The organism is Helicobacter fennelliae, from assembly GCF_900451005.1.
Lineage (GTDB): Bacteria > Campylobacterota > Campylobacteria > Campylobacterales > Helicobacteraceae > Helicobacter_B > Helicobacter_B fennelliae.
The window spans coordinates 885,959-905,000 of record NZ_UGIB01000001.1; the positions used below are offsets into that span (position 1 = coordinate 885,959).

19 protein-coding genes and 2 pseudogenes are annotated in these 19,042 nt (G+C 31.1%); all 21 read right to left on the minus strand.

Translation table 11 applies throughout. The features are described 5' to 3' along the window. Positions 1–10: 10 nt before the first annotated feature. A complete protein-coding gene (locus DY109_RS04375; protein ID WP_023948772.1) occupies positions 11–838 on the minus strand; it encodes a hypothetical protein in 828 nt (275 codons plus the stop codon). Beyond that, complete coding sequence (locus DY109_RS04380) at positions 835–1,110, minus strand: hypothetical protein (RefSeq protein WP_115737783.1); 276 nt, start codon at positions 1,108–1,110, stop codon at positions 835–837. The genes DY109_RS04375 and DY109_RS04380 overlap by 4 nt, the downstream gene beginning before the upstream one ends. Positions 1,111–1,173: 63 nt before the next feature. Beyond that, a complete protein-coding gene (locus tag DY109_RS12515) occupies positions 1,174–2,589 on the minus strand; it encodes a bacteriophage T4 gp5 trimerisation domain-containing protein (protein WP_425323546.1) in 1,416 nt (471 codons plus the stop codon). Positions 2,590–2,958: 369 nt separating this feature from the next. Further along, positions 2,959–4,131 (minus strand): annotated as a pseudogene (locus DY109_RS12520) (contractile injection system protein, VgrG/Pvc8 family); the annotation flags it as partial. Positions 4,132–4,297: 166 nt separating this feature from the next. Next, positions 4,298–5,098 carry a hypothetical protein gene (locus tag DY109_RS04390; RefSeq protein WP_023950009.1) on the minus strand — a complete coding sequence of 267 codons (801 nt, stop codon included), beginning with the start codon at positions 5,096–5,098 and terminating at the stop codon, positions 4,298–4,300. Further along, positions 5,095–6,723, minus strand: a complete 1,629-nt coding sequence (locus DY109_RS11940) for a hypothetical protein (RefSeq protein WP_244916640.1) — start codon at positions 6,721–6,723, stop codon at positions 5,095–5,097. The genes DY109_RS04390 and DY109_RS11940 overlap by 4 nt, the downstream gene beginning before the upstream one ends. 61 nt (positions 6,724–6,784) lie before the next feature. Beyond that, the gene (locus DY109_RS04400) at positions 6,785–7,048 is read right to left on the minus strand and encodes a hypothetical protein (RefSeq protein WP_034550606.1); all 264 of its coding nucleotides are present in this window, start codon (positions 7,046–7,048) and stop codon (positions 6,785–6,787) included. Further along, positions 7,017–8,822 (minus strand): M23 family metallopeptidase, encoded by a 1,806-nt coding sequence (locus DY109_RS04405; RefSeq protein WP_023950015.1) that lies wholly within the window; start codon positions 8,820–8,822, stop codon positions 7,017–7,019. The genes DY109_RS04400 and DY109_RS04405 overlap by 32 nt, the downstream gene beginning before the upstream one ends. Positions 8,823–8,830: 8 nt before the next feature. After that, positions 8,831–9,475: a hypothetical protein gene (locus DY109_RS04410; RefSeq protein WP_023950016.1), complete on the minus strand. Its 645-nt coding sequence runs from the start codon at positions 9,473–9,475 to the stop codon at positions 8,831–8,833. Between the two features lie 21 nt (positions 9,476–9,496). After that, the gene (locus DY109_RS12525) at positions 9,497–10,915 is read right to left on the minus strand and encodes a bacteriophage T4 gp5 trimerisation domain-containing protein (protein WP_425323547.1); all 1,419 of its coding nucleotides are present in this window, start codon (positions 10,913–10,915) and stop codon (positions 9,497–9,499) included. Between the two features lie 369 nt (positions 10,916–11,284). After that, positions 11,285–12,457, minus strand: a pseudogene (locus tag DY109_RS12530) (contractile injection system protein, VgrG/Pvc8 family); the annotation flags it as partial. A gap of 110 nt (positions 12,458–12,567) precedes the next feature. Further along, positions 12,568–12,732 (minus strand): hypothetical protein, encoded by a 165-nt coding sequence (locus DY109_RS11365; RefSeq protein ID WP_002957632.1) that lies wholly within the window; start codon positions 12,730–12,732, stop codon positions 12,568–12,570. Positions 12,733–12,777: 45 nt separating this feature from the next. Beyond that, complete coding sequence (locus tag DY109_RS04420; RefSeq protein WP_115737786.1) at positions 12,778–13,242, minus strand: hypothetical protein; 465 nt, start codon at positions 13,240–13,242, stop codon at positions 12,778–12,780. Beyond that, on the minus strand, positions 13,242–13,862 hold the full coding sequence (locus DY109_RS04425) for a DUF6402 family protein (RefSeq protein WP_232000202.1): 621 nt from the start codon (positions 13,860–13,862) through the stop codon (positions 13,242–13,244). Before DY109_RS04425 ends, DY109_RS04420 begins: the two co-directional genes overlap by 1 nt. Continuing rightward, on the minus strand, positions 13,840–14,301 hold the full coding sequence (locus tag DY109_RS11370; RefSeq protein ID WP_002957635.1) for a hypothetical protein: 462 nt from the start codon (positions 14,299–14,301) through the stop codon (positions 13,840–13,842). The genes DY109_RS04425 and DY109_RS11370 overlap by 23 nt, the downstream gene beginning before the upstream one ends. Continuing rightward, complete coding sequence (locus tag DY109_RS12330; protein WP_002957636.1) at positions 14,301–14,432, minus strand: hypothetical protein; 132 nt, start codon at positions 14,430–14,432, stop codon at positions 14,301–14,303. The genes DY109_RS11370 and DY109_RS12330 overlap by 1 nt, the downstream gene beginning before the upstream one ends. 451 nt (positions 14,433–14,883) lie before the next feature. Continuing rightward, entirely contained in the window at positions 14,884–15,036 is a 153-nt protein-coding gene (locus tag DY109_RS11375; RefSeq protein WP_015453626.1) for a hypothetical protein, read from the minus strand. A 17-nt stretch (positions 15,037–15,053) separates the two neighbouring features. Beyond that, the gene (locus DY109_RS04440; RefSeq protein ID WP_002957638.1) at positions 15,054–15,524 is read right to left on the minus strand and encodes a hypothetical protein; all 471 of its coding nucleotides are present in this window, start codon (positions 15,522–15,524) and stop codon (positions 15,054–15,056) included. Then, positions 15,524–15,901 (minus strand): DUF6402 family protein, encoded by a 378-nt coding sequence (locus tag DY109_RS04445; protein ID WP_002957639.1) that lies wholly within the window; start codon positions 15,899–15,901, stop codon positions 15,524–15,526. The genes DY109_RS04440 and DY109_RS04445 overlap by 1 nt, the downstream gene beginning before the upstream one ends. After that, positions 15,898–16,353 carry a glycosyltransferase family protein gene (locus DY109_RS04450; RefSeq protein ID WP_002957640.1) on the minus strand — a complete coding sequence of 152 codons (456 nt, stop codon included), beginning with the start codon at positions 16,351–16,353 and terminating at the stop codon, positions 15,898–15,900. The genes DY109_RS04445 and DY109_RS04450 overlap by 4 nt, the downstream gene beginning before the upstream one ends. Further along, a complete protein-coding gene (locus DY109_RS04455) occupies positions 16,353–19,040 on the minus strand; it encodes a DUF6402 family protein (protein WP_115737787.1) in 2,688 nt (895 codons plus the stop codon). The genes DY109_RS04450 and DY109_RS04455 overlap by 1 nt, the downstream gene beginning before the upstream one ends. Between the last annotated feature and the right edge of the window lie 2 nt (positions 19,041–19,042).

The following is a 19,042-nucleotide window of genomic DNA, read 5'->3' on the forward strand; positions in this document are numbered from 1 at the left end:
GATTGAAAATTTAATGCCTTATAAGATTCAAAGGCAAAAAAAATACTAAGCCCAAGAGCCAATATAAAATACCACAAAGATTCTTTAAGCAAAACAAACCAGCAAAACCAACAAAAGAAAATTGCCATACCAAAATAAATAGCATATTGCAAAATCGCAAGGAAATAAAATTTTCTTTTTGGTTTCCATAATATTGTATCAACATAAGGAGATATAAATTGCGTATTATTTGACATTTGCTTTTTCCTCTCTTAGCTTGTCTATTTTTATTCTTATAAAGATTAGAATGGAAGTCTTGGGTTGTGGGAAGTAGAATACTATATGCTTTATCATAGCTATCTTTATCCAAAGATAATAAAAATTCAGTTATAAAAGGATTCAAAGTAGCATAAAGCTGATTAATATTTTCTATATCTCCCTCAATAAGTTGCAAAGTATATATAGTTTTTCCATTGAAATTGGCAATTTCTACATCATCACATACCAGTAATGCAGCAAACCAAGAGGGGCTACTAATATCTACATAAAAAGTTCCTAATGGGAGTATTATATCGCTACCGATGTATTTTTGTAGGACTAAACTCTTTTTTGTTAGAAACATTGCTTTGAGATTTATTGTTTTATATATTAATTGCGGACTTGTCATAAACCATAATAAAACTAAAACTAACAAAATAATAGTAATAAATAAACTATTATCATCTCTGCTTAAATATTTTTGTAAGCCCAAAATAATAAAACATATTCCACCAAAAAAGAAAATCATTCTAGCAATCCAAGACCAAAAAAACTGAAATGTTTTTTTATGTTTCAATTTCCAAAGAATCTCATTGCTCATCTATCACCCTTTCCCTCTGTTTTTTTGTAAAGAAAGTTTAGGATTCCAAAATTCATCATTATATTAATCTTTGGAATCTTTCTTATCTTTTCTTCTATGCCATTATTTTTAAGATGTTTATCAAGTGTTTCTATAGATAAATTTTCTGTAATTACTAATCCATTAGAAATAATAACTCCCGTTGTTCCAAAGTCTCGTCTGTGGATAGGAATCTTTTCAAACTCATTACAATTACACTCTAAACCTTTATAGATATTTTTATTTTCAACCATTGTTTGTTTGTTCCTCTCTTAGTTTGTCTATTTCTTTGAAACCTCCAAAGAATCTCTTTCCCCTCACTCCGCCCTTACCTCCCCACCTTTAACGACTAATCCTTTAGAATCTATGACTACTTCTACTCCACCAGCTTTAATAGTAACACAATCTCCCTTAGCAGTAATAGAAGTATCTCCTACTTGGTGAATTATAGTGTTACCAGCTTGTATGGCACAATCAGATTTTAATTCCAATGTAGCATTGTCTGCTTGAAGTGAATATTGTTCTTCTATATTATCTTGCATAGATTTTGCATTAGTAGATAAGTTTTCTTTAACATTAGTAGAGTAATTTTCATAAACATTAATAAACATTTCTTTTTCTACATTCTTCGTTAAACTCCCCTCTATATGTGTTTGCACTTCTCCTTTAATCTCTTCGTGTTTATCTCCCTTTATCTCTTCTTTTACACTTCCCCCTATCTCTACCCTTTTATCTTCCCCTACACTCTCACTACTATCCTTAGCTACTCTAAGTTTATTACTTGCTCCTACATTTAAAGTATGACTTAATCCTACAATGGTATCTTTAGATAAAGCCACATTTGTATTATATTCTCCTCCAATACTTACAATCTTTGCTAAATCTATGGTTTGCGTATGAATCTTTTTAATCCTTTCATTATATGCTCCCTCTACTATGGAATCTTTATTATTCTGTATCTTTTGAGTGAAGTTATGTTTAATGAGTTCTTCATAATCTCTTTGTGCTTGAAGATAGATTTGTTCTTTCTCTTTTATATTAGAGAGCGTGATTTCATTTAATCCAGATTCTACTATAGAAGAGTTTGTATCCTCTGTCTCTTTTGTATTATTAAGAGTTCTTGCACTTAAACTTGTTTGATGAGCATTTAAAGGCAAAGGAGGCAAGGCAGGATTACTTTGGTTATACAGACTAGCACTGATATAAGGCTTATCTATATCCTCATCAAAGAAACTTACAATCACTTCATCTCCCACTCTTGGAGTATGATACAAACCTGAACTTATACTTGCAATAGGAGAGCTTACTCTAAGATAAGGAGAGTAATGATAAGAATAGGCTTTCGTTTGTGAATTGTTACTATCCACATCATTGTTTGTTGTATGATTTTCTTGTGAGTGTATATTCTCCTCTGTCTGTGTTGTATTGCTTAAAGTATCATTGGTTGTTTGTGTATGAGTGTTAGTATTTCCATTAATGTTTTGAAGAGTGCCTTGTGAATGGTTATTCTCTATATTTTTTCCTTGAACATTATTTTGTTCTTTCACTCTTGCATTATCTATAACCTCTTGAGAAGCAAAGCAATTTATTCGGACCTTTACTCTACCAAAGTTATCTGTATGAATAGTATTTCTTTCTCCATCTATATCCTCACTCTCTCCAATAACAACTCCTAAAGTGCTACTAGGAGCTTTAGGCTTACTCTTTAAAGAGGGAGTATAGCTAAAGGTAATAGGTAAAAGGGTGAGGGTATTACTATAAGAGTGAGATTTACCTAAAGAAGAAGGAGAAGAAAGAGATTCTAAAGCATTAGAAGTATTTTGAGTGAGGGGATTAAAGCTTTCATTCCCTTTGTTTATCTGCTCTGTATTCATTAAAGAAGTAACACTTTCTTTTAAATGTTTTGCATTCTCTTTTTTAATGGCATTATCATTAGAATTAAAGTTATTCTCTAATAAAGATTCATTAATAAGTTCTTGCTCCATTCCTATAATTATAAAATCTCTTAAACTCTCTTTGTTTTCTTTTAAACTTGAGGAGAAGTTTAAAGTAATACTTTCATTTAAAGCTAAATCATAGATATTACTCTGTGCATTGAGACTTTGTTCAATCACTCTTAATCTTTTTTCTTTTAAAGTAATGGGAGTTTTTAAATCACTGCTTTGAGTAAAGGAGGATTCATTGCTATAGTGATGCTCATTTATATGTAAAGAGTGTGTGAAATTATTCTGCTCTCCTTCTTGTAATAAGGAATCACTCTTTAGACTTAAACTTTCTAATGAAAAAGGATTGAGAGCATTCTGGCTACTTTGGCTAAAAGTATGAGCTCTTAAAGATTGAAGTTTAGAGACACTAGAGATACAAGGTTCATTTAAAGTGTTATTCACATTAGGATTAAAAGTAAGTTCTCTACTAGAGTGTCTTTGTGCGCTATCATAAAAGCATATACTCCCTCTCACATCACAAAAGTATATGCCATTATTATGGGCTAATCTTGTGATGAAGTCTAAATCACTCTCCTCATATTGAGAAATAAGTTCTAACTTTGGATAGTGTAAAGCAATCCCAGAGAAATCCAAAGGTTTGATTAAATCGTGTGTATAAAAGTTGAGTGTAGAATGTATGGCTTCTATAACACTCTTATTGGTATAGATTCTATTTGCTTTATTTAAAGACATTCTATAAAGAGAAGAGCAAAGAGTAAGCTTAAAGAAATGCTTATGATTTAAAGAGGGGGTAAGATTACCTCTATGAAACACATTTGCACTACTTTGAGTATTTAATCCTAGATACTCTACAAAGCAGAGTATGCCTTGATATTCTTTTATCCTCCCTAAAGAATCTAAAGATTCTTGAGAGTTTTTAGAATCTTTACTTGTTTGATTATGATGAGTGTCTTTGTTTTTATTCTTAGCACTCTTGATAGTATCTTTAAGAGATTCTAAAGTAGAGGGTAGGGCATTGTTTATAAAATCTAAAGTGTGAGAAGTAGAGTGTGATTGAGGATAGGGATTGCTGATTTTAAAGGTTGCTTGCTTGTTAATTAAAGCATTGGGGTGAAAGTTTAAAGTGCTCTCCTTATGTGGGAAAGAGTTAAAAGTGTTCCCTTGGTCTTTCCTTGAAGAGTTGAAAAAGTCTAAAGTAAAAGGATGCTCTTCTAAGCTTTCTATATATCCTTCACACTCAATTCTCCATAAGGATTCTAAACTTTCTTTAATATGGGCTTTAGTGATAGTAAAAGAGAGGGAATCTATACTCAGTTGTAGATAAGACATAAGGGTCCTTTAAAAGAGAAATACTACTAAGAATATTGGCTTTACTTTTAGGGAGAGGTAAGGCATAGATAATCCTTTATGTTAAGTGTAGGGATGGGAGAGTGGTCTAGCATTTATAGAAAGTTCCCCCTGATTGAAAGTTTTTGTATTTGAATCTTTGTTTGCACTAAAATCCTTGCAATCTTCTAATTGAACAACTTGGGGGGAAAGAGACAAAAGGTATCCAAGATTTTTGTAATTCCCAGACTAATACATCAATACCCCCTTTATTTTTTCTAACTTCTATAATCTCTTCCTCATATGAACTTGAATCCTCTAATCCCTCAACAATAATTCTTTTTTCTTCATCAAATAATATAATTTCATTGCCCACTATTGCATAATCCAATGATACAAAAAGAGGATTATTAGGATTATCATATACCAAATTTCCTCTCTTAAATTCATAAATTTGTCCTTGATTTTTATTATTTACTATAAGATATTTATTATCTAAAGAAAAATCAACTCTTGTGCATTTTTTATCTTTGTAATGCTCAAGTTCATATAAATTTTTGTTTAAATCAAATATATGTAGCTTTCCTCTATCACAGATTCCTAAATATTGCTTATCGTAAGAAATATTAAACGCTGCAGCTTCATTATCATTATATACTTGTATGATAGTGTTATTGGTTTTATTCTTTATTATGGTTTTTTCTTTATTTTTAGTAATTTCGTATTGATTTATTTGGATATTTCTTCCATTTTTAAAATATTGTTTCTTGCAATCTATTAAGCCTTTATTGCTTAGAATCTCCTCTTCATTTTTGACCGATTCTTTTATTATCTTGCTACATTGTATGATATCAAAACCTGATAGTTCTTGCATTTTTGCCCTGCTTGTTTCAAAGTTTGTGAAAGGCTTTGTGCAGGAGGCAAGCATCGCACATAAAGGTATAAGGCAAAGTAGTTTTAATACTCTCATTCACATTCTCCCAATTCGTAAGGTATAGGCAAGAATACCATAGCACCAAAATTATAGCTAAGGTAATCTGCCAAGGTAGGTTGATCTAATTTTCTGTCTATTTCGCCCCAAGTTACTACTTCTTGTGTAATGGCAGCATTTTTTATGTTTAAATCTATATCTTTTCCATTGCTTTGTGGTGCAGTCTTCCACACTATCCAATGAGATTTAAATTTTAAAAAAGTTTTTTTATTGGAAAATAATCCTGCATTAACCAAAGAAACAATATGAGCCTGTGAATATTGTTGTTTATATTTAACCAAACACAACAATTCGTCTTTACCAATATGTAGACCATAAGTTACATTAGAAAACAATAATTTTGCTCCGACCTTTAAAAACCACTCTTTTAGTGCACCTGCAAGGGTGATACCTGATGCTTGATCGGTTACTTCCTCATAGCTAAATGCTATATTTTCAGAATCTCTTAGACTTGCTAGAGTTATCCAATCTACGCCATTGATTTTATTTCTATCATCTCCAAGTGATTTTGGTTTTTTGCAGTTTCCGCTCGGTTTAATACTTAGATTTTTTATTTTTGCTTTCCCATTTTCCCACAAATCAATAACACATTTGACATATAAATCAGGTCTATCTATCAAAAGACAATAAAAAAATGCAGCTGGTCCGCAAAGTGAAGTTGGTCCTTGATTTGGATAGTAGGAATTTGCAAAATTATTGATATTAGGTAATATAGCATTTGTTATATGATAGTTACTTCTCACAAGATTAACCATTCTTTCTTTGAGTGTTTTTATAATCAAATTTTTATCAAATGGATTTGAATTTTCTTTTGCTTTTGTAAGCCTTTCATCTGAAAATACTCCTTGAGTATCTCTGTTTTCAAATTTATTAATAAGTTGTAAAGCCTTTGCTATAAAATCTGGCACATCATAATCAACAATAAACTTATGTATAGATTGTATATTACCCTTTTTCTCATTCATTTTTATAATAGACTCTATTTCTTTTTTAAATTTCCTTAAGGTGTCATCATTATCAAAGTTTAGATTTTTGTTCTTTTCAGGTTGCGTTGTTGTTTGGCCGGAATCTTCTAAATGTAAAATATACTCACTTTCTTGTGTGAGATTCCCATCTTTATAAATGTTAAAGCTTTTTTGATTGCTTTGTAATTGTATATAATATTCTTTTTGTGTTTGATTATTAGAATCTTGATTTAGTAGATTTTTCAAAGCGTATTTCTTAGTAGGATTTGGACATTGAGATATATTGAGCATTTTACCATTAAAATAAAATGTAGGTATCTTGTCAAAACTTTCTACGCATAAACGCCCATACTCATAACTTCTACATATTTTCCTATTGCGGTTTATAGGATAGGAATAATAATCTGGGTGATTGATTGTGATTTCAAATCTATTGATATTTTTAATATATCCTTGGAGGTTAAAAAGAGTTTCTCCTTGAGAATTTGTTTTATTTGGCAAAGCAATCTTTTGTCCTTCTCTTTGTCCCATAGCCAATAAAATAACCTCCGCATTTTCAATAGGATTGTCTTTAAAATCTACAATCTGTATTCTTAATGTATCTTTACTATACTCTTGGGTGTTTTCTTTATTTGACATTTGTTCTATTAATTCCTATCAAGTAATATATTTTGAGATTTTTTAAAGTTTTCTTTTCCCCTCACTCCGCCTTAACCTCCCCACCTTTTACTACAAGCCCATTAGAATCTATAACTACTTCCACACCACCTGCTTTGATGATGACAGAATCTGAAGTAGCTGTTATGGTAGTGTCGCCTACTTGGTGGAGGATTTGGTTGCCTGCATTCACTTCATAGTCTGTTGTTATTTCACTATATTTAGAATCCACACTCTCTGTGAGCTGCTTATCTGTTTGGTAGAAAAGTTGCCTCTCATTGCTTCCTCCTATCAAAATAATATTCATAAGGCATATTTTGTATTACTTCAGCTTTGGTGTTTGATTTAGATTCTTGTTTGGGGAAGTCTTGTATTGTTTTATGCCCAATATATTCTTTACCTTGTATATGGCTAGGAGCAAGGGTTATCTTAGTTATATTACCTACCATACTAGAAGTATCCATATTGAAAAATTCTTTGTGGCAGTGTAAGGCAAGGGTAAAACTTTTATTGCTTTCTTCAAATGATAGGCAAAAACACAACAATCCATATTCATCAGTTTTGCTCTCATAAATCTTATGGTGAAAATACGAATAAATATAAATGGGGGTATTTTGCAACAAACCCTGCTGATTGCTAAGAGTAAGGCTAATTGTTACTGTGCCATTTGGATTCTCTGTTTTTTGCTCTGGTGCTTGTCCTAATATACCATTTCTTTTATACCATTGATAATACATTAGCTCTAGCTCTACATCTACCTTTTTAAAATTAGCAGTTCCTGAAATCACTTGAAACCAATTATTATACGAATCTTGTTGGTCTTTATTTTTAGAATCTATTTTCCCATTTTTATATCTCCTATATAACAAAATTTGTTGTTTGAGTTTTTCTTTTTCTTGTAAGAAATATTCACAGATTCTAAACCCCCTAGAATCAACATCTTTAGCGGTATAATATAATCCTAAGTTTTCTTTTATTGTGTTTGGATTGTGGAGCGTATAATATTTTTCAGAAGTAAAGTAAGGGAAAAAGCGTCTGCCCTTTGGTGTTTTTATCTCTAATAAATTAGAATTTTTATCATAACTATATTCATAAATTTTATTCAAACCATCTGTTTGAATGATTGCTTCTTGCTCATCACAATGTGTTTCTTTTATCTTATAAGCTGTATTCCAAAATACTGCTGGATTAAGTAGTCTATCTTTAGAATCTTGTATTTGATAATGCAAATGGATAGCAAATTTATTTCTTAGATGTCTAATAATTTCATTTTTTATTATTTGCTCTTTTTTATCTCCTAAATCCTTGCGTTCCATAAGTTTTAAAAGTGTATTAAGATGTATAGCTTGGATACCATTTTTATGCAATGTGTCTATATATGGCTTGTGTTGTTTTGTAATGCTTTCTTGCCACTTTTTATTAATGAGCTCTTGAGCTTTTTGCATTTGTATATCATCTGTTATTTTTTCCAAAAAAGCAAAATCATTTTTTAAAAAATCAATGAATGCTTGAAAATAATCCACTTCTTGAAGTTTCAGCACATTATCATAAATGATATTAACTTGCTGATTATCTATATTAGATAAAGACTTACCGATACCACCGATAATTCCTACCAAATCCCCTTGTTTGATTTTTTGCCCATTTTGGACAAATACGACATCCATATGAAGCAATCCGTGTTTATTTTTATCTTTATCAATGATATACACAGAGTTTAAAGAAGACTTTTCATTAAAAATAATTTGCCCATCTATTGGTGAAAATAATGGTGGCTTTTTATAGGTAAATTCCCCCATTGAAAAGCTTTGTGAAAAGCATATATCTATGCCAGAGTGTGGTTCTCTGTTTTTTAAATCCGACCTCCTGCCAAAGGTGCTTGTTATTCTATATTTGCTGTCCTTTTGAAATGGTTTGATTGTTGGGTTTTCTTTATTAGATTCCAATACATCAGTGTAGAGATAGCCATTCCCCAATACCCTACCTTGTGCATCTTTAGGTATTGGTATTGCTTGATTTTTGTCTTTATTTCCGAATAGCATCATTGTAATCACATTTTTAAAATCATCTGCTAGTAACATTGCATTCCTTAAGGCATATCGGGCGATTCTTGTGCCAGAATCTCAAGGGCATTTTGCGTGCGTGTCTCAAAGGCTTTGTGATAATCTTGTATCGCTTTTTGTGGGAGATTCTGCTCTTGTGCGACATAGTGTGCCAGCTCATCAAAAATCTGCATATACAGATTACAACTTGCCTCGAACTCCAAACCATCAAGGCGATGGCATACATTTTCTACATCTTGCAAGGGATAAGACACTTCAAAGCCGAGCACACTGCGTGGTAAAGATTGCAAATTTGTGGTGCTTAAAAAAGCCATGATTTTATACTGCAAGATAGAATCTAGTGAATGCATATCAGTGGCTATGCGTTTTTTAGCCATAAGTTCTGCAGTAGCGGCTTTGAGATTTTGTATTGCCACATAGTAGCAGCTCTGCTCCTCACTATAAGATTCCTCATTTTGTGAATCTTGTGGCACATTGTAGGTGCGACTTAGGTTTTTGCATTCCTCTTGTGTTAAGTCATTTAGAGAATCTAACTTGGCTTTAGTGATAAGGTTTTGCAATACAGAATCTAGCGATACAATGCTTTGCGTTGTAGATTTTGCATTATCTTGTATCGATATACTCCAAACATAGCCTATAAGACTACATAATAGTAATGGTATTATTTTCATTTTTGCTCCTTTTATTTTCTCTCACTCACTCTTAACTTCTCCACCTTTAACGACTAATCCTTTAGAATCTATGACTACTTCTACTCCACCAGCTTTGAGGATTATTGTATCACTTGTTGCGTAAATAGTGGTTTCATTAATCTTTAAATTAATAGTATTACCTGCATTGATAGAATAATCACTTGTTGCTTCTGATACAATATTATCAGCTATAAAAGTAGCATTTTCATCTGTTTCAAGTCCCATAGAAGCATTAGATGTAAATAAAAGATTCCCTTTAGTCCTAAGTGTAGTTTCATTAGTAGATTCTATATTGATACTATCTTCAACTTGCAAATGATATTCTTTACCTACCACCTCCCTCTTATTCCCCCCTACATTCCTATTCTCATCTTGCTTAATACTTGTATTGAGGTTTGCTTGTATCTCTACCCTTTTATCTTCCCCTACACTCTCACTACTATCCTTAGCTACTCTAAGTTTATTACTTGCTCCTACATTTAAAGTATGACTTAATCCTACAATGGTATCTTTAGATAAAGCCACATTTGTATTATATTCTCCTCCAATACTTACAATCTTTGCTAAATCTATGGTTTGCGTATGAATCTTTTTAATCCTTTCATTATATGCTCCCTCTACTATGGAATCTTTATTATTCTGTATCTTTTGAGTGAAGTTATGTTTAATGAGTTCTTCATAATCTCTTTGTGCTTGAAGATAGATTTGTTCTTTCTCTTTTATATTAGAGAGCGTGATTTCATTTAATCCAGATTCTACTATAGAAGAGTTTGTATCCTCTGTCTCTTTTGTATTATTAAGAGTTCTTGCACTTAAACTTGTTTGATGAGCATTTAAAGGCAAAGGAGGCAAGGCAGGATTACTTTGGTTATACAGACTAGCACTGATATAAGGCTTATCTATATCCTCATCAAAGAAACTTACAATCACTTCATCTCCCACTCTTGGAGTATGATACAAACCTGAACTTATACTTGCAATAGGAGAGCTTACTCTAAGATAAGGAGAGTAATGATAAGAGTAGGCTTTCATTTGTGAATTGTTACTATCCACATCATTGTTTGTTGTATGATTTTCTTGTGAGTGTATATTCTCCTCTGTCTGTGTTGTATTGCTTAAAGTATCATTGGTTGTTTGTGTATGAGTGTTAGTATTTCCATTAATGTTTTGAAGAGTGCCTTGTGAATGGTTATTCTCTATATTTTTTCCTTGAACATTATTTTGTTCTTTCACTCTTGCATTATCTATAACCTCTTGAGAAGCAAAGCAATTTATTCGGACCTTTACTCTACCAAAGTTATCTGTATGAATAGTATTTCTTTCTCCATCTATATCCTCACTCTCTCCAATAACAACTCCTAAAGTGCTACTAGGAGCTTTAGGCTTACTCTTTAAAGAGGGAGTATAGCTAAAGGTAATAGGTAAAAGGGTGAGGGTATTACTATAAGAGTGAGATTTACCTAAAGAAGAAGGAGAAGAAAGAGATTCTAAAGCATTAGAAGTATTTTGAGTGAGGGGATTAAAGCTTTCATTCCCTTTGTTTATCTGCTCTGTATTCATTAAAGAAGTAACACTTTCTTTTAAATGTTTTGCATTCTCTTTTTTAATGGCATTATCATTAGAATTAAAGTTATTCTCTAATAAAGATTCATTAATAAGTTCTTGCTCCATTCCTATAATTATAAAATCTCTTAAACTCTCTTTGTTTTCTTTTAAACTTGAGGAGAAGTTTAAAGTAATACTTTCATTTAAAGCTAAATCATAGATATTACTCTGTGCATTGAGACTTTGTTCAATCACTCTTAATCTTTTTTCTTTTAAAGTAATGGGAGTTTTTAAATCACTGCTTTGAGTAAAGGAGGATTCATTGCTATAGTGATGCTCATTTATATGTAAAGAGTGTGTGAAATTATTCTGCTCTCCTTCTTGTAATAAGGAATCACTCTTTAGACTTAAACTTTCTAATGAAAAAGGATTGAGAGCATTCTGGCTACTTTGGCTAAAAGTATGAGCTCTTAAAGATTGAAGTTTAGAGACACTAGAGATACAAGGTTCATTTAAAGTGTTATTCACATTAGGATTAAAAGTAAGTTCTCTACTAGAGTGTCTTTGTGCGCTATCATAAAAGCATATACTCCCTCTCACATCACAAAAGTATATGCCATTATTATGGGCTAATCTTGTGATGAAGTCTAAATCACTCTCCTCATATTGAGAAATAAGTTCTAACTTTGGATAGTGTAAAGCAATCCCAGAGAAATCCAAAGGTTTGATTAAATCGTGTGTATAAAAGTTGAGTGTAGAATGTATGGCTTCTATAACACTCTTATTGGTATAGATTCTATTTGCTTTATTTAAAGACATTCTATAAAGAGAAGAGCAAAGAGTAAGCTTAAAGAAATGCTTATGATTTAAAGAGGGGGTAAGATTACCTCTATGAAACACATTTGCACTACTTTGAGTATTTAATCCTAGATACTCTACAAAGCAGAGTATGCCTTGATATTCTTTTATCCTCCCTAAAGAATCTAAAGATTCTTGAGAGTTTTTAGAATCTTTACTTGTTTGATTATGATGAGTGTCTTTGTTTTTATTCTTAGCACTCTTGATAGTATCTTTAAGAGATTCTAAAGTAGAGGGTAGGGCATTGTTTATAAAATCTAAAGTGTGAGAAGTAGAGTGTGATTGAGGATAGGGATTGCTGATTTTAAAGGTTGCTTGCTTGTTAATTAAAGCATTGGGGTGAAAGTTTAAAGTGCTCTCCTTATGTGGGAAAGAGTTAAAAGTGTTCCCTTGGTCTTTCCTTGAAGAGTTGAAAAAGTCTAAAGTAAAAGGATGCTCTTCTAAGCTTTCTATATATCCTTCACACTCAATTCTCCATAAGGATTCTAAACTCTCTTTAATATGGGCTTTAGTGATAGTAAAAGAGAGGGAATCTATACTCAGTTGTAGATAAGACATAAGGGTCCTTTAAAAGAGAAATACTACTAAGAATATTGGCTTTACTTTTAGGGAGAGGTAAGGCATAGATAATCCTTAGTAACCTTTTAGGTTTTGATTAATAGTGCTAGTCATAATAAGCCTTTAAAAATGTGGAATCTTTGGTTGATAAAATCTTTATTCCTCATCATATTGTTATCTGAATCTTTTGAAATATTTTTATCTACTCCTTGCAAAATACTACCTCCCACAATAAACTCCATCTTTGCATAATTCCAAGCACCTACAAACTGCATAGGTTTGTCCCCAAAGTCAAAGCTATCATCAACATAAGCTTTAATTTATGTAGCTTTTGTAATGCAAAATGTTATAGAGCTTACAATACTAAAAAATAAGAATCCAAATTTAAAACTTCTTGTTTTAGATGAAGGCGTTATTTTAAAATGCGGATTTTTATAATAAATAATTAAAAATAAGACGATAAAGATTAGGCTCATATGAATAGGAGTTATTAAGGGTAAATAAAATATTGAAACGAAATGACTTGTCCTAAAGAAATCAACAAAATTATCAACACCTCTTGATTTTATTATATGCAATATAGTACCTAAAGAAGCTCCCAATATAGTACCTAAAGAATTTCCCAATATACTACCTAAACAAAAAAGTGTAGGATACTGATTAATATACTTTCTAATTCTATACCTATAACAAAATAAAATTAATATTACTATTATATTAACCGCAACTAAACATATTAAAACTTGAATAATAGCCGCATACGATAAAAACCCCCAACCATCCATCAAAAATCCTTTATTATTATTTTAAATATTCTTTTTAAGTTAGCATCTTGTGGAACTACTATATCCTTAAAAGTCTTACTTGTTACTAGAAAATCGCAACCTATATGAAAGTATGTTTGAGTTTGTTGATAGTCTTGATTGTAAATTGGATAGATATTTATTTGCTTATAGTCTAAATATTCTTTTTTAGTTATAGCGGTATTTGTTCGAAGAGAAAGAAAGAAAAATGCGCCAACATTATTTGCACTAAATGTTCCGCTTTTTTCTGCATATTTATTCATCTGTTGTTCCGAAACATCTTTATCAAATCTCACCTCTTTATAATCCCAAGCACCCACAGGCTGTCCTAATTCTTTTATACTCCCATTATCATCAAAAGTATGGTTTTGGTCTCTAAAATCAAAGCTATCATCAATATAAGCCTTTATCTGTGTGGGATAGATAGCTATTTCTTTTTCATTGATTCTCTCTACTTCAAAACTATCTAGCACATAATAAATTTGGAATTTACCAGAGAGTGCATAAAGAGCTATGGCTTGGTTTGAGTTTTCTTCAGATTTTAGTTTATATTCTATCCCAAAGTTAGTGTCAGAGATGCTATGACAGTATATGTAATCCACCAATTAGCCTCACTAAAAAACTCATAAGTCTCTGTATTATATAAAAAAATGCTAGAGATGGTATGGGTGAAAGTAAAAAGTGTAAAAAGCTTACCATAGCTATGCCTATCTTTTCATTTTTAGATAAGGGTTTTTTGATGATTTCTTGATTACTAAAGAATTTAAAGATTGCAAAATATATGACAGATACAATACATAGTATTATAAAGATTAAGTAGAACCCGAGCCATTCATAAATGCTATAAACCTTCAAGCTTTTAAAAAAGCTCCAAAAAAGCACAGCCACTATCCAATATACCACACTATAAATACCCCAATATTTTATAAAATCTTTCTTATGTATTATTGTATTTACTCGTGGAATCACACTCCAAACAAGCAGTGCAATACCATATAAAACAACAACATAAAAGATAAACTCAAGAAAAGAAACACTCATTAATTTACCTTTATTTGAATAGGCATTGATAAGGGGAACACCTCTATATCCTTAAATGTAGAAGTAAGGATTCTAAAATCCAAACCGAGATGAAAGCAAGTTTGGGTGTTTTGGTAGTCTTGTTTTTGCATAAAATAGTTCCTTGCATTTAACTAAGCTTATAAGATAAATAAAAGCCATTTAGAAAGAGCGTAATACTAGACGAGCAGACAGTGATAAAAAAATGTCTTGTATTATATACTCTTTTATCCCATTGCTTCTTATATGCTCTATATGTAAGAAAACATACATAGCACCATACTAAGAAAAAAGACAATACATTAATACTGCCAAAAATAATAGGTGCAAGAATCCTTACATACTCTATTGTTTCCTTTCTCAATATACAACCTAATAAACTACCCAATACACTGCTAACTATGCCACCACACACAATACTTATAATAAAACGCTTGTTTGCAAAAAGATTATATTTTTTGTCTGCAATAGCAAATATCACAAAAAGTGGAATATGTGCTACAATCTGACATATAAAAATATCAAATAAGGATGCAATAACTAAAAACCCAAATCCATCAGTCATTATCTAGTCTCGCGTTTTACTATAACCCTAAATAGATTTCTTGTATCCAAATTATTTGGAAGCTTAATGTTTTTAAAGCTTTTGCTTGTAACGATAAAGTCCAAACCTAAGTTGAAATATTTTTGCGTGTTTTGGTAGTTGAGATTTCGCATTATGGCTTCCTTTATCGCTACATTTCTTTAAAAAACTTAGCTACTTCGCTAAATAAATTATATTCCAATATTACCCTGCATATTGCATAAAAGAGCAAAGAAAAGATAAAGTTTAAACCAAGTATGCAATATTTTTCTGTTTTATTCAAAAAATCATTTTGTTTCTTGTTAGATAAAAATTTCAATAACAAAAGATACACAGATGAATACATAGTAAAAAACACCACACCTGATAACATAAAGAATACAACATACTCTCTTATTGACAAATAAAGCATTATATATGCTATTAGAGTAAGCACAATATAACACAATAAACCACTAAGTAGCCAATATCTTATGCTCTTTTTCTTAAGAAACATATTTCTAATTTTAGGCACAAAACTTATAAGGATAAATGGCAAAAGCCCTACTACAACAAGCTGATACAATATAAGACTATAAGGAAAGAGTATAATCCCACTAGCCAAACCCTCTATAAATAACATTAATCTATTCCTATTTGAATAGGCATTGATAAAGGGAACACCTCTATATTCTTAAATGTAGAAGTAAGGATTCTAAAATCTAAGCCTAAATTGAAATATGTTTGAGTATTTTGATAATCTTGGTTTCTCATTATAACCTCTTTTAAGTCCTTTGCACTATTTCTTTCTAAGTTCACAAACGGCAGTTTATTTGCCACATCAACAGCATTATCCTTGAAATACCCCTGCCAAATGCTACCACCCGCGATAAACTCCATTTTCTCATAATCCCAAGCACCTACAAACTGCTCTGGTGTGCCTATGAAATCAAAGCCATCAAAGATATAAGCCTTTATCTGTGTGGGATATATGGATATTTCTTTTTCTAAGGTTTTCATATAGATAATACCATTTCCAAAAAAATAAGGACTATCGTGGGAAACAATAGAGCAAAAAGAAAATTTAAACCTAATAAAAAATACTTTTCTTTTTTGCCTAAAAAAGCATTTTGTTTATTGTTGGAAAAAAACTTAAATAACACAAGATATATAGTAGAATAAATATTAAAAATTACTGCTCCAAGAAGCACTAAATACATAGAATCTATATCAATTTTAAAAAAAAATGCCACAAAATGAACTACAATATAAATGATATAAGAAATAAAACCACCAATAATCCAATAAACAATACTTCCATTTTTGAGCAACATTCTATGTATTTTGGGAATAAATGTTGTAAAAATAAAAGGCAACATTGCAGGAATCACGAGCCAAAACATAGCAACACTATAAAGAAATGCTGTCAAAATCCCCTTTGATAGAATTATAAATGAATCTACAACATTCATCAATTTAGCTTTATTTGGATTGGCATTGATAAGGGATAGACTTTTATGCTTTTGAATGTAGGAGTTACAATCCTAAAGTCTAAACCTAAGTTGAAATATTTTTGGGTATTTTGGTAGTCTTGATTAAACATTATATTCTCATTTGCTTCTTTGACATTACCAATAGAAATTACTTTTGTTGAACCTGTAACTTCTCTAAACATTTTTCTTGTGCTATTAAATACCTTAAACTCCATTTTTTCATAATTCCAAGCACCCACAAATTGCCCTGATGTGCCTATGAAATCAAAGCCATCAAAGATATAAGCCTTTATCTCTGTAATTTGAATATCTATTGCATTATTTTTACCTTGAGTGATTTTAAAGAGGCTAGGAATATAATAAATATTAAATTTACCTGTTAAAGCATAAAGGGCTATGGCTTCTTTGAAATCCAAGATACTTGCAAAAGCAGTATCTCCCAAACCATAAGCACGCATACATTGCCCCCATAATTTATAAGGTCTTTCTATATCAACAAGAAATTGCTTTTTGCAGACATTATCACTTTTCCAATCATTGCCTTTTAATGAAAATATTTTCTCATTTTTTGTAAAACCTTGATAGATATTGTCAAGCATAACAACTATTTTTGCATTTGTATTTTTACTGCTTACAATGTCTTGTAAGTCTTTTTGTATAGAATCGCTTTTGAGCCATTCTATAATCTTTTCATAAAAAGCACTATCAAAAAAATTATTATGCAAAATCTTTGGTGTCCCTGTTGCTCTGCGAACATATTCAAAAGATTCATAAGTCATTTCTTTTATAGAATCCTTAACAAATTGATTAATATCGTTTCCAAAAGCAGGAACTTTCAATATTTTATCCTCTAGCCCTTTCATCAAAGGAAACTGCATATAAAACTTGTCCCAATCTAGCTCTACATAGAATCTTAAATTATTCTTGTCATTTTGTTGAATTTGGGATTTTACTTTTGGGCATTGATTAGCTATCTCTCTTGCAAACTCCCTCATCTCTATTCTAGGCAATATCTCTTTTACTATTTCTTTCATTGTTTCATTAGGGATAGAATCTATAAAGTCTTCTTGCCTAGAGTCTATGTATATCAATTCTCCTAATTCTTTAGCATTAGCAGGATTATCGTGCCATAATCTTTGGCATATATAGCTTACTCCCCAGCCAAGCCTTGAGATTTCATCATTTCTTGCATTAGCTCTTAAAGTCTCTGCTAAGGTGCAATCAATAGTAATTTGAGGATAATCATTTATCCTTATAATTTGACATACTTTCCAATTTGGTTCATTTTTGTAAGCAAAAATAGCAATTTGTTTATTTTCAAAGCCTTGAGGGATAGTGATTTCTAAAGTTTTGCCCTTATAGATATTTTCGGGTTCTGCTTCGTTGGATTTTATATTTTTAATCGTATAAGCAGGAGTATTTGAAAAAAAAGTTTTAGAATCTTGTAGGATTTGTAAGGTATCTTTTGGGATTTCATCAAGTTCAACAGGGTGTAGTTGTGTGCTGTATGGATTCTTATCTTTAGAATCTTGTTGATGAAACATTTGGATTTCATCAGGTTTCATAGCTTTATATACCCATTTAATCTCATTTTCTTTTACTTTATTCTCATCAAAACTTGCCTTCAATGTGAGAGTATCACCCACTTTATAAAAGTTTTTAGTAATGATTTCATTATTAGTGTCTGTAAGTATATATTCATTTGGTTCTAATTTAACTTGCTGCACTGCAAAATTATCTAACTTTTGCTTAAACCTTAATTCAAGTGGCTTTTCTCTTCTTTTGATAGAATTGAGGATAATACTTCTATCTAAGATAGGGTATTCTTGGTAGTCTTTATGGATAAGTTTAGCTCTAAAGGACTTAAGATTTTGCTCGGAATCTATTTCAAAAGTAGTTAAACCTTGAGTATCACTTATTGCCTCTTGTCCTAGATTGACATTTTGTAATTGGAGTTTTGCATTAGCAATAGGCATTCTTGTGTATTCATCTAAGGCTTGGATTTGGAATTGTATTTCTCCCTTTCTATGAGAATTAATAGTATTAGGAGGGAGGATGGTTTCTTGGGGGGAGTGGGGGAACAATAGGAGGGGATTAACTTGTGAAATATTCTCGTTGTTTTTACTTATATTAAAATCAAAAAGAAAAAATGAATTTGGATATAAAATGCTATTAAAATTATAAAATAAATCATCTCTATTGAATATTGTAGATTTAGTATGTGGCACTATTGTTTGGATTGTTTTACAATTTTTCATTGGAACTAATTTGCCCTCAAATTGCCTTTCGTTATACCCAGCAATTTCTAAGGCTTTCCATACATAATCCACACAGCTATTCCACATAAAATTATAATCATTATTGCCAAATCCTAAAGATTGTGCATAGTTATTTGTTTTATCTGCAAACTCTTTTAGTTTTTCATAGGTTTCTTGTGTAATTTCTAATGCTTGAGATTCACAAGCAGCTTTTTCTCTTTGATAAGTTATATTATCATCATTAACTATACCATTACTGGTGTATCCTGCATTCTTTTCTTCTATAATATTACTATCTTCATCAAGTGCATAAATTTTAAACCACATATGTCCTGCTCTAGATTTATCACCATTATTTAAGGGTGTTCCAGCTTCCTCTATGAAAATTTGTATATAGTAGCTTGACATAA

Bases quoted from the DNA above. Each gene is read 5' to 3' on its own strand.
- DY109_RS04375 (WP_023948772.1), bottom strand. From the start codon at position 838: ATGAGCAATGAGATTCTTTGGAAATTGAAACATAAAAAAACATTTCAG.
- DY109_RS04380 (WP_115737783.1), bottom strand. From the start codon at position 1,110: ATGGTTGAAAATAAAAATATCTATAAAGGTTTAGAGTGTAATTGTAAT.
- DY109_RS04390 (WP_023950009.1), bottom strand. From the start codon at position 5,098: ATGAGAGTATTAAAACTACTTTGCCTTATACCTTTATGTGCGATGCTT.
- DY109_RS11940 (WP_244916640.1), bottom strand. From the start codon at position 6,723: ATGTCAAATAAAGAAAACACCCAAGAGTATAGTAAAGATACATTAAGA.
- DY109_RS04400 (WP_034550606.1), bottom strand. From the start codon at position 7,048: ATGAATATTATTTTGATAGGAGGAAGCAATGAGAGGCAACTTTTCTAC.
- DY109_RS04405 (WP_023950015.1), bottom strand. From the start codon at position 8,822: ATGTTACTAGCAGATGATTTTAAAAATGTGATTACAATGATGCTATTC.
- DY109_RS04410 (WP_023950016.1), bottom strand. From the start codon at position 9,475: ATGAAAATAATACCATTACTATTATGTAGTCTTATAGGCTATGTTTGG.
- DY109_RS11365 (WP_002957632.1), bottom strand. From the start codon at position 12,732: ATGCAGTTTGTAGGTGCTTGGAATTATGCAAAGATGGAGTTTATTGTG.
- DY109_RS04420 (WP_115737786.1), bottom strand. From the start codon at position 13,242: ATGGATGGTTGGGGGTTTTTATCGTATGCGGCTATTATTCAAGTTTTA.
- DY109_RS11370 (WP_002957635.1), bottom strand. From the start codon at position 14,301: ATGAGTGTTTCTTTTCTTGAGTTTATCTTTTATGTTGTTGTTTTATAT.
- DY109_RS12330 (WP_002957636.1), bottom strand. From the start codon at position 14,432: ATGCAAAAACAAGACTACCAAAACACCCAAACTTGCTTTCATCTCGGT.
- DY109_RS11375 (WP_015453626.1), bottom strand. From the start codon at position 15,036: ATGCGAAATCTCAACTACCAAAACACGCAAAAATATTTCAACTTAGGT.
- DY109_RS04440 (WP_002957638.1), bottom strand. From the start codon at position 15,524: ATGTTATTTATAGAGGGTTTGGCTAGTGGGATTATACTCTTTCCTTAT.
- DY109_RS04445 (WP_002957639.1), bottom strand. From the start codon at position 15,901: ATGAAAACCTTAGAAAAAGAAATATCCATATATCCCACACAGATAAAG.
- DY109_RS04450 (WP_002957640.1), bottom strand. From the start codon at position 16,353: ATGAATGTTGTAGATTCATTTATAATTCTATCAAAGGGGATTTTGACA.
- DY109_RS04455 (WP_115737787.1), bottom strand. From the start codon at position 19,040: ATGTCAAGCTACTATATACAAATTTTCATAGAGGAAGCTGGAACACCC.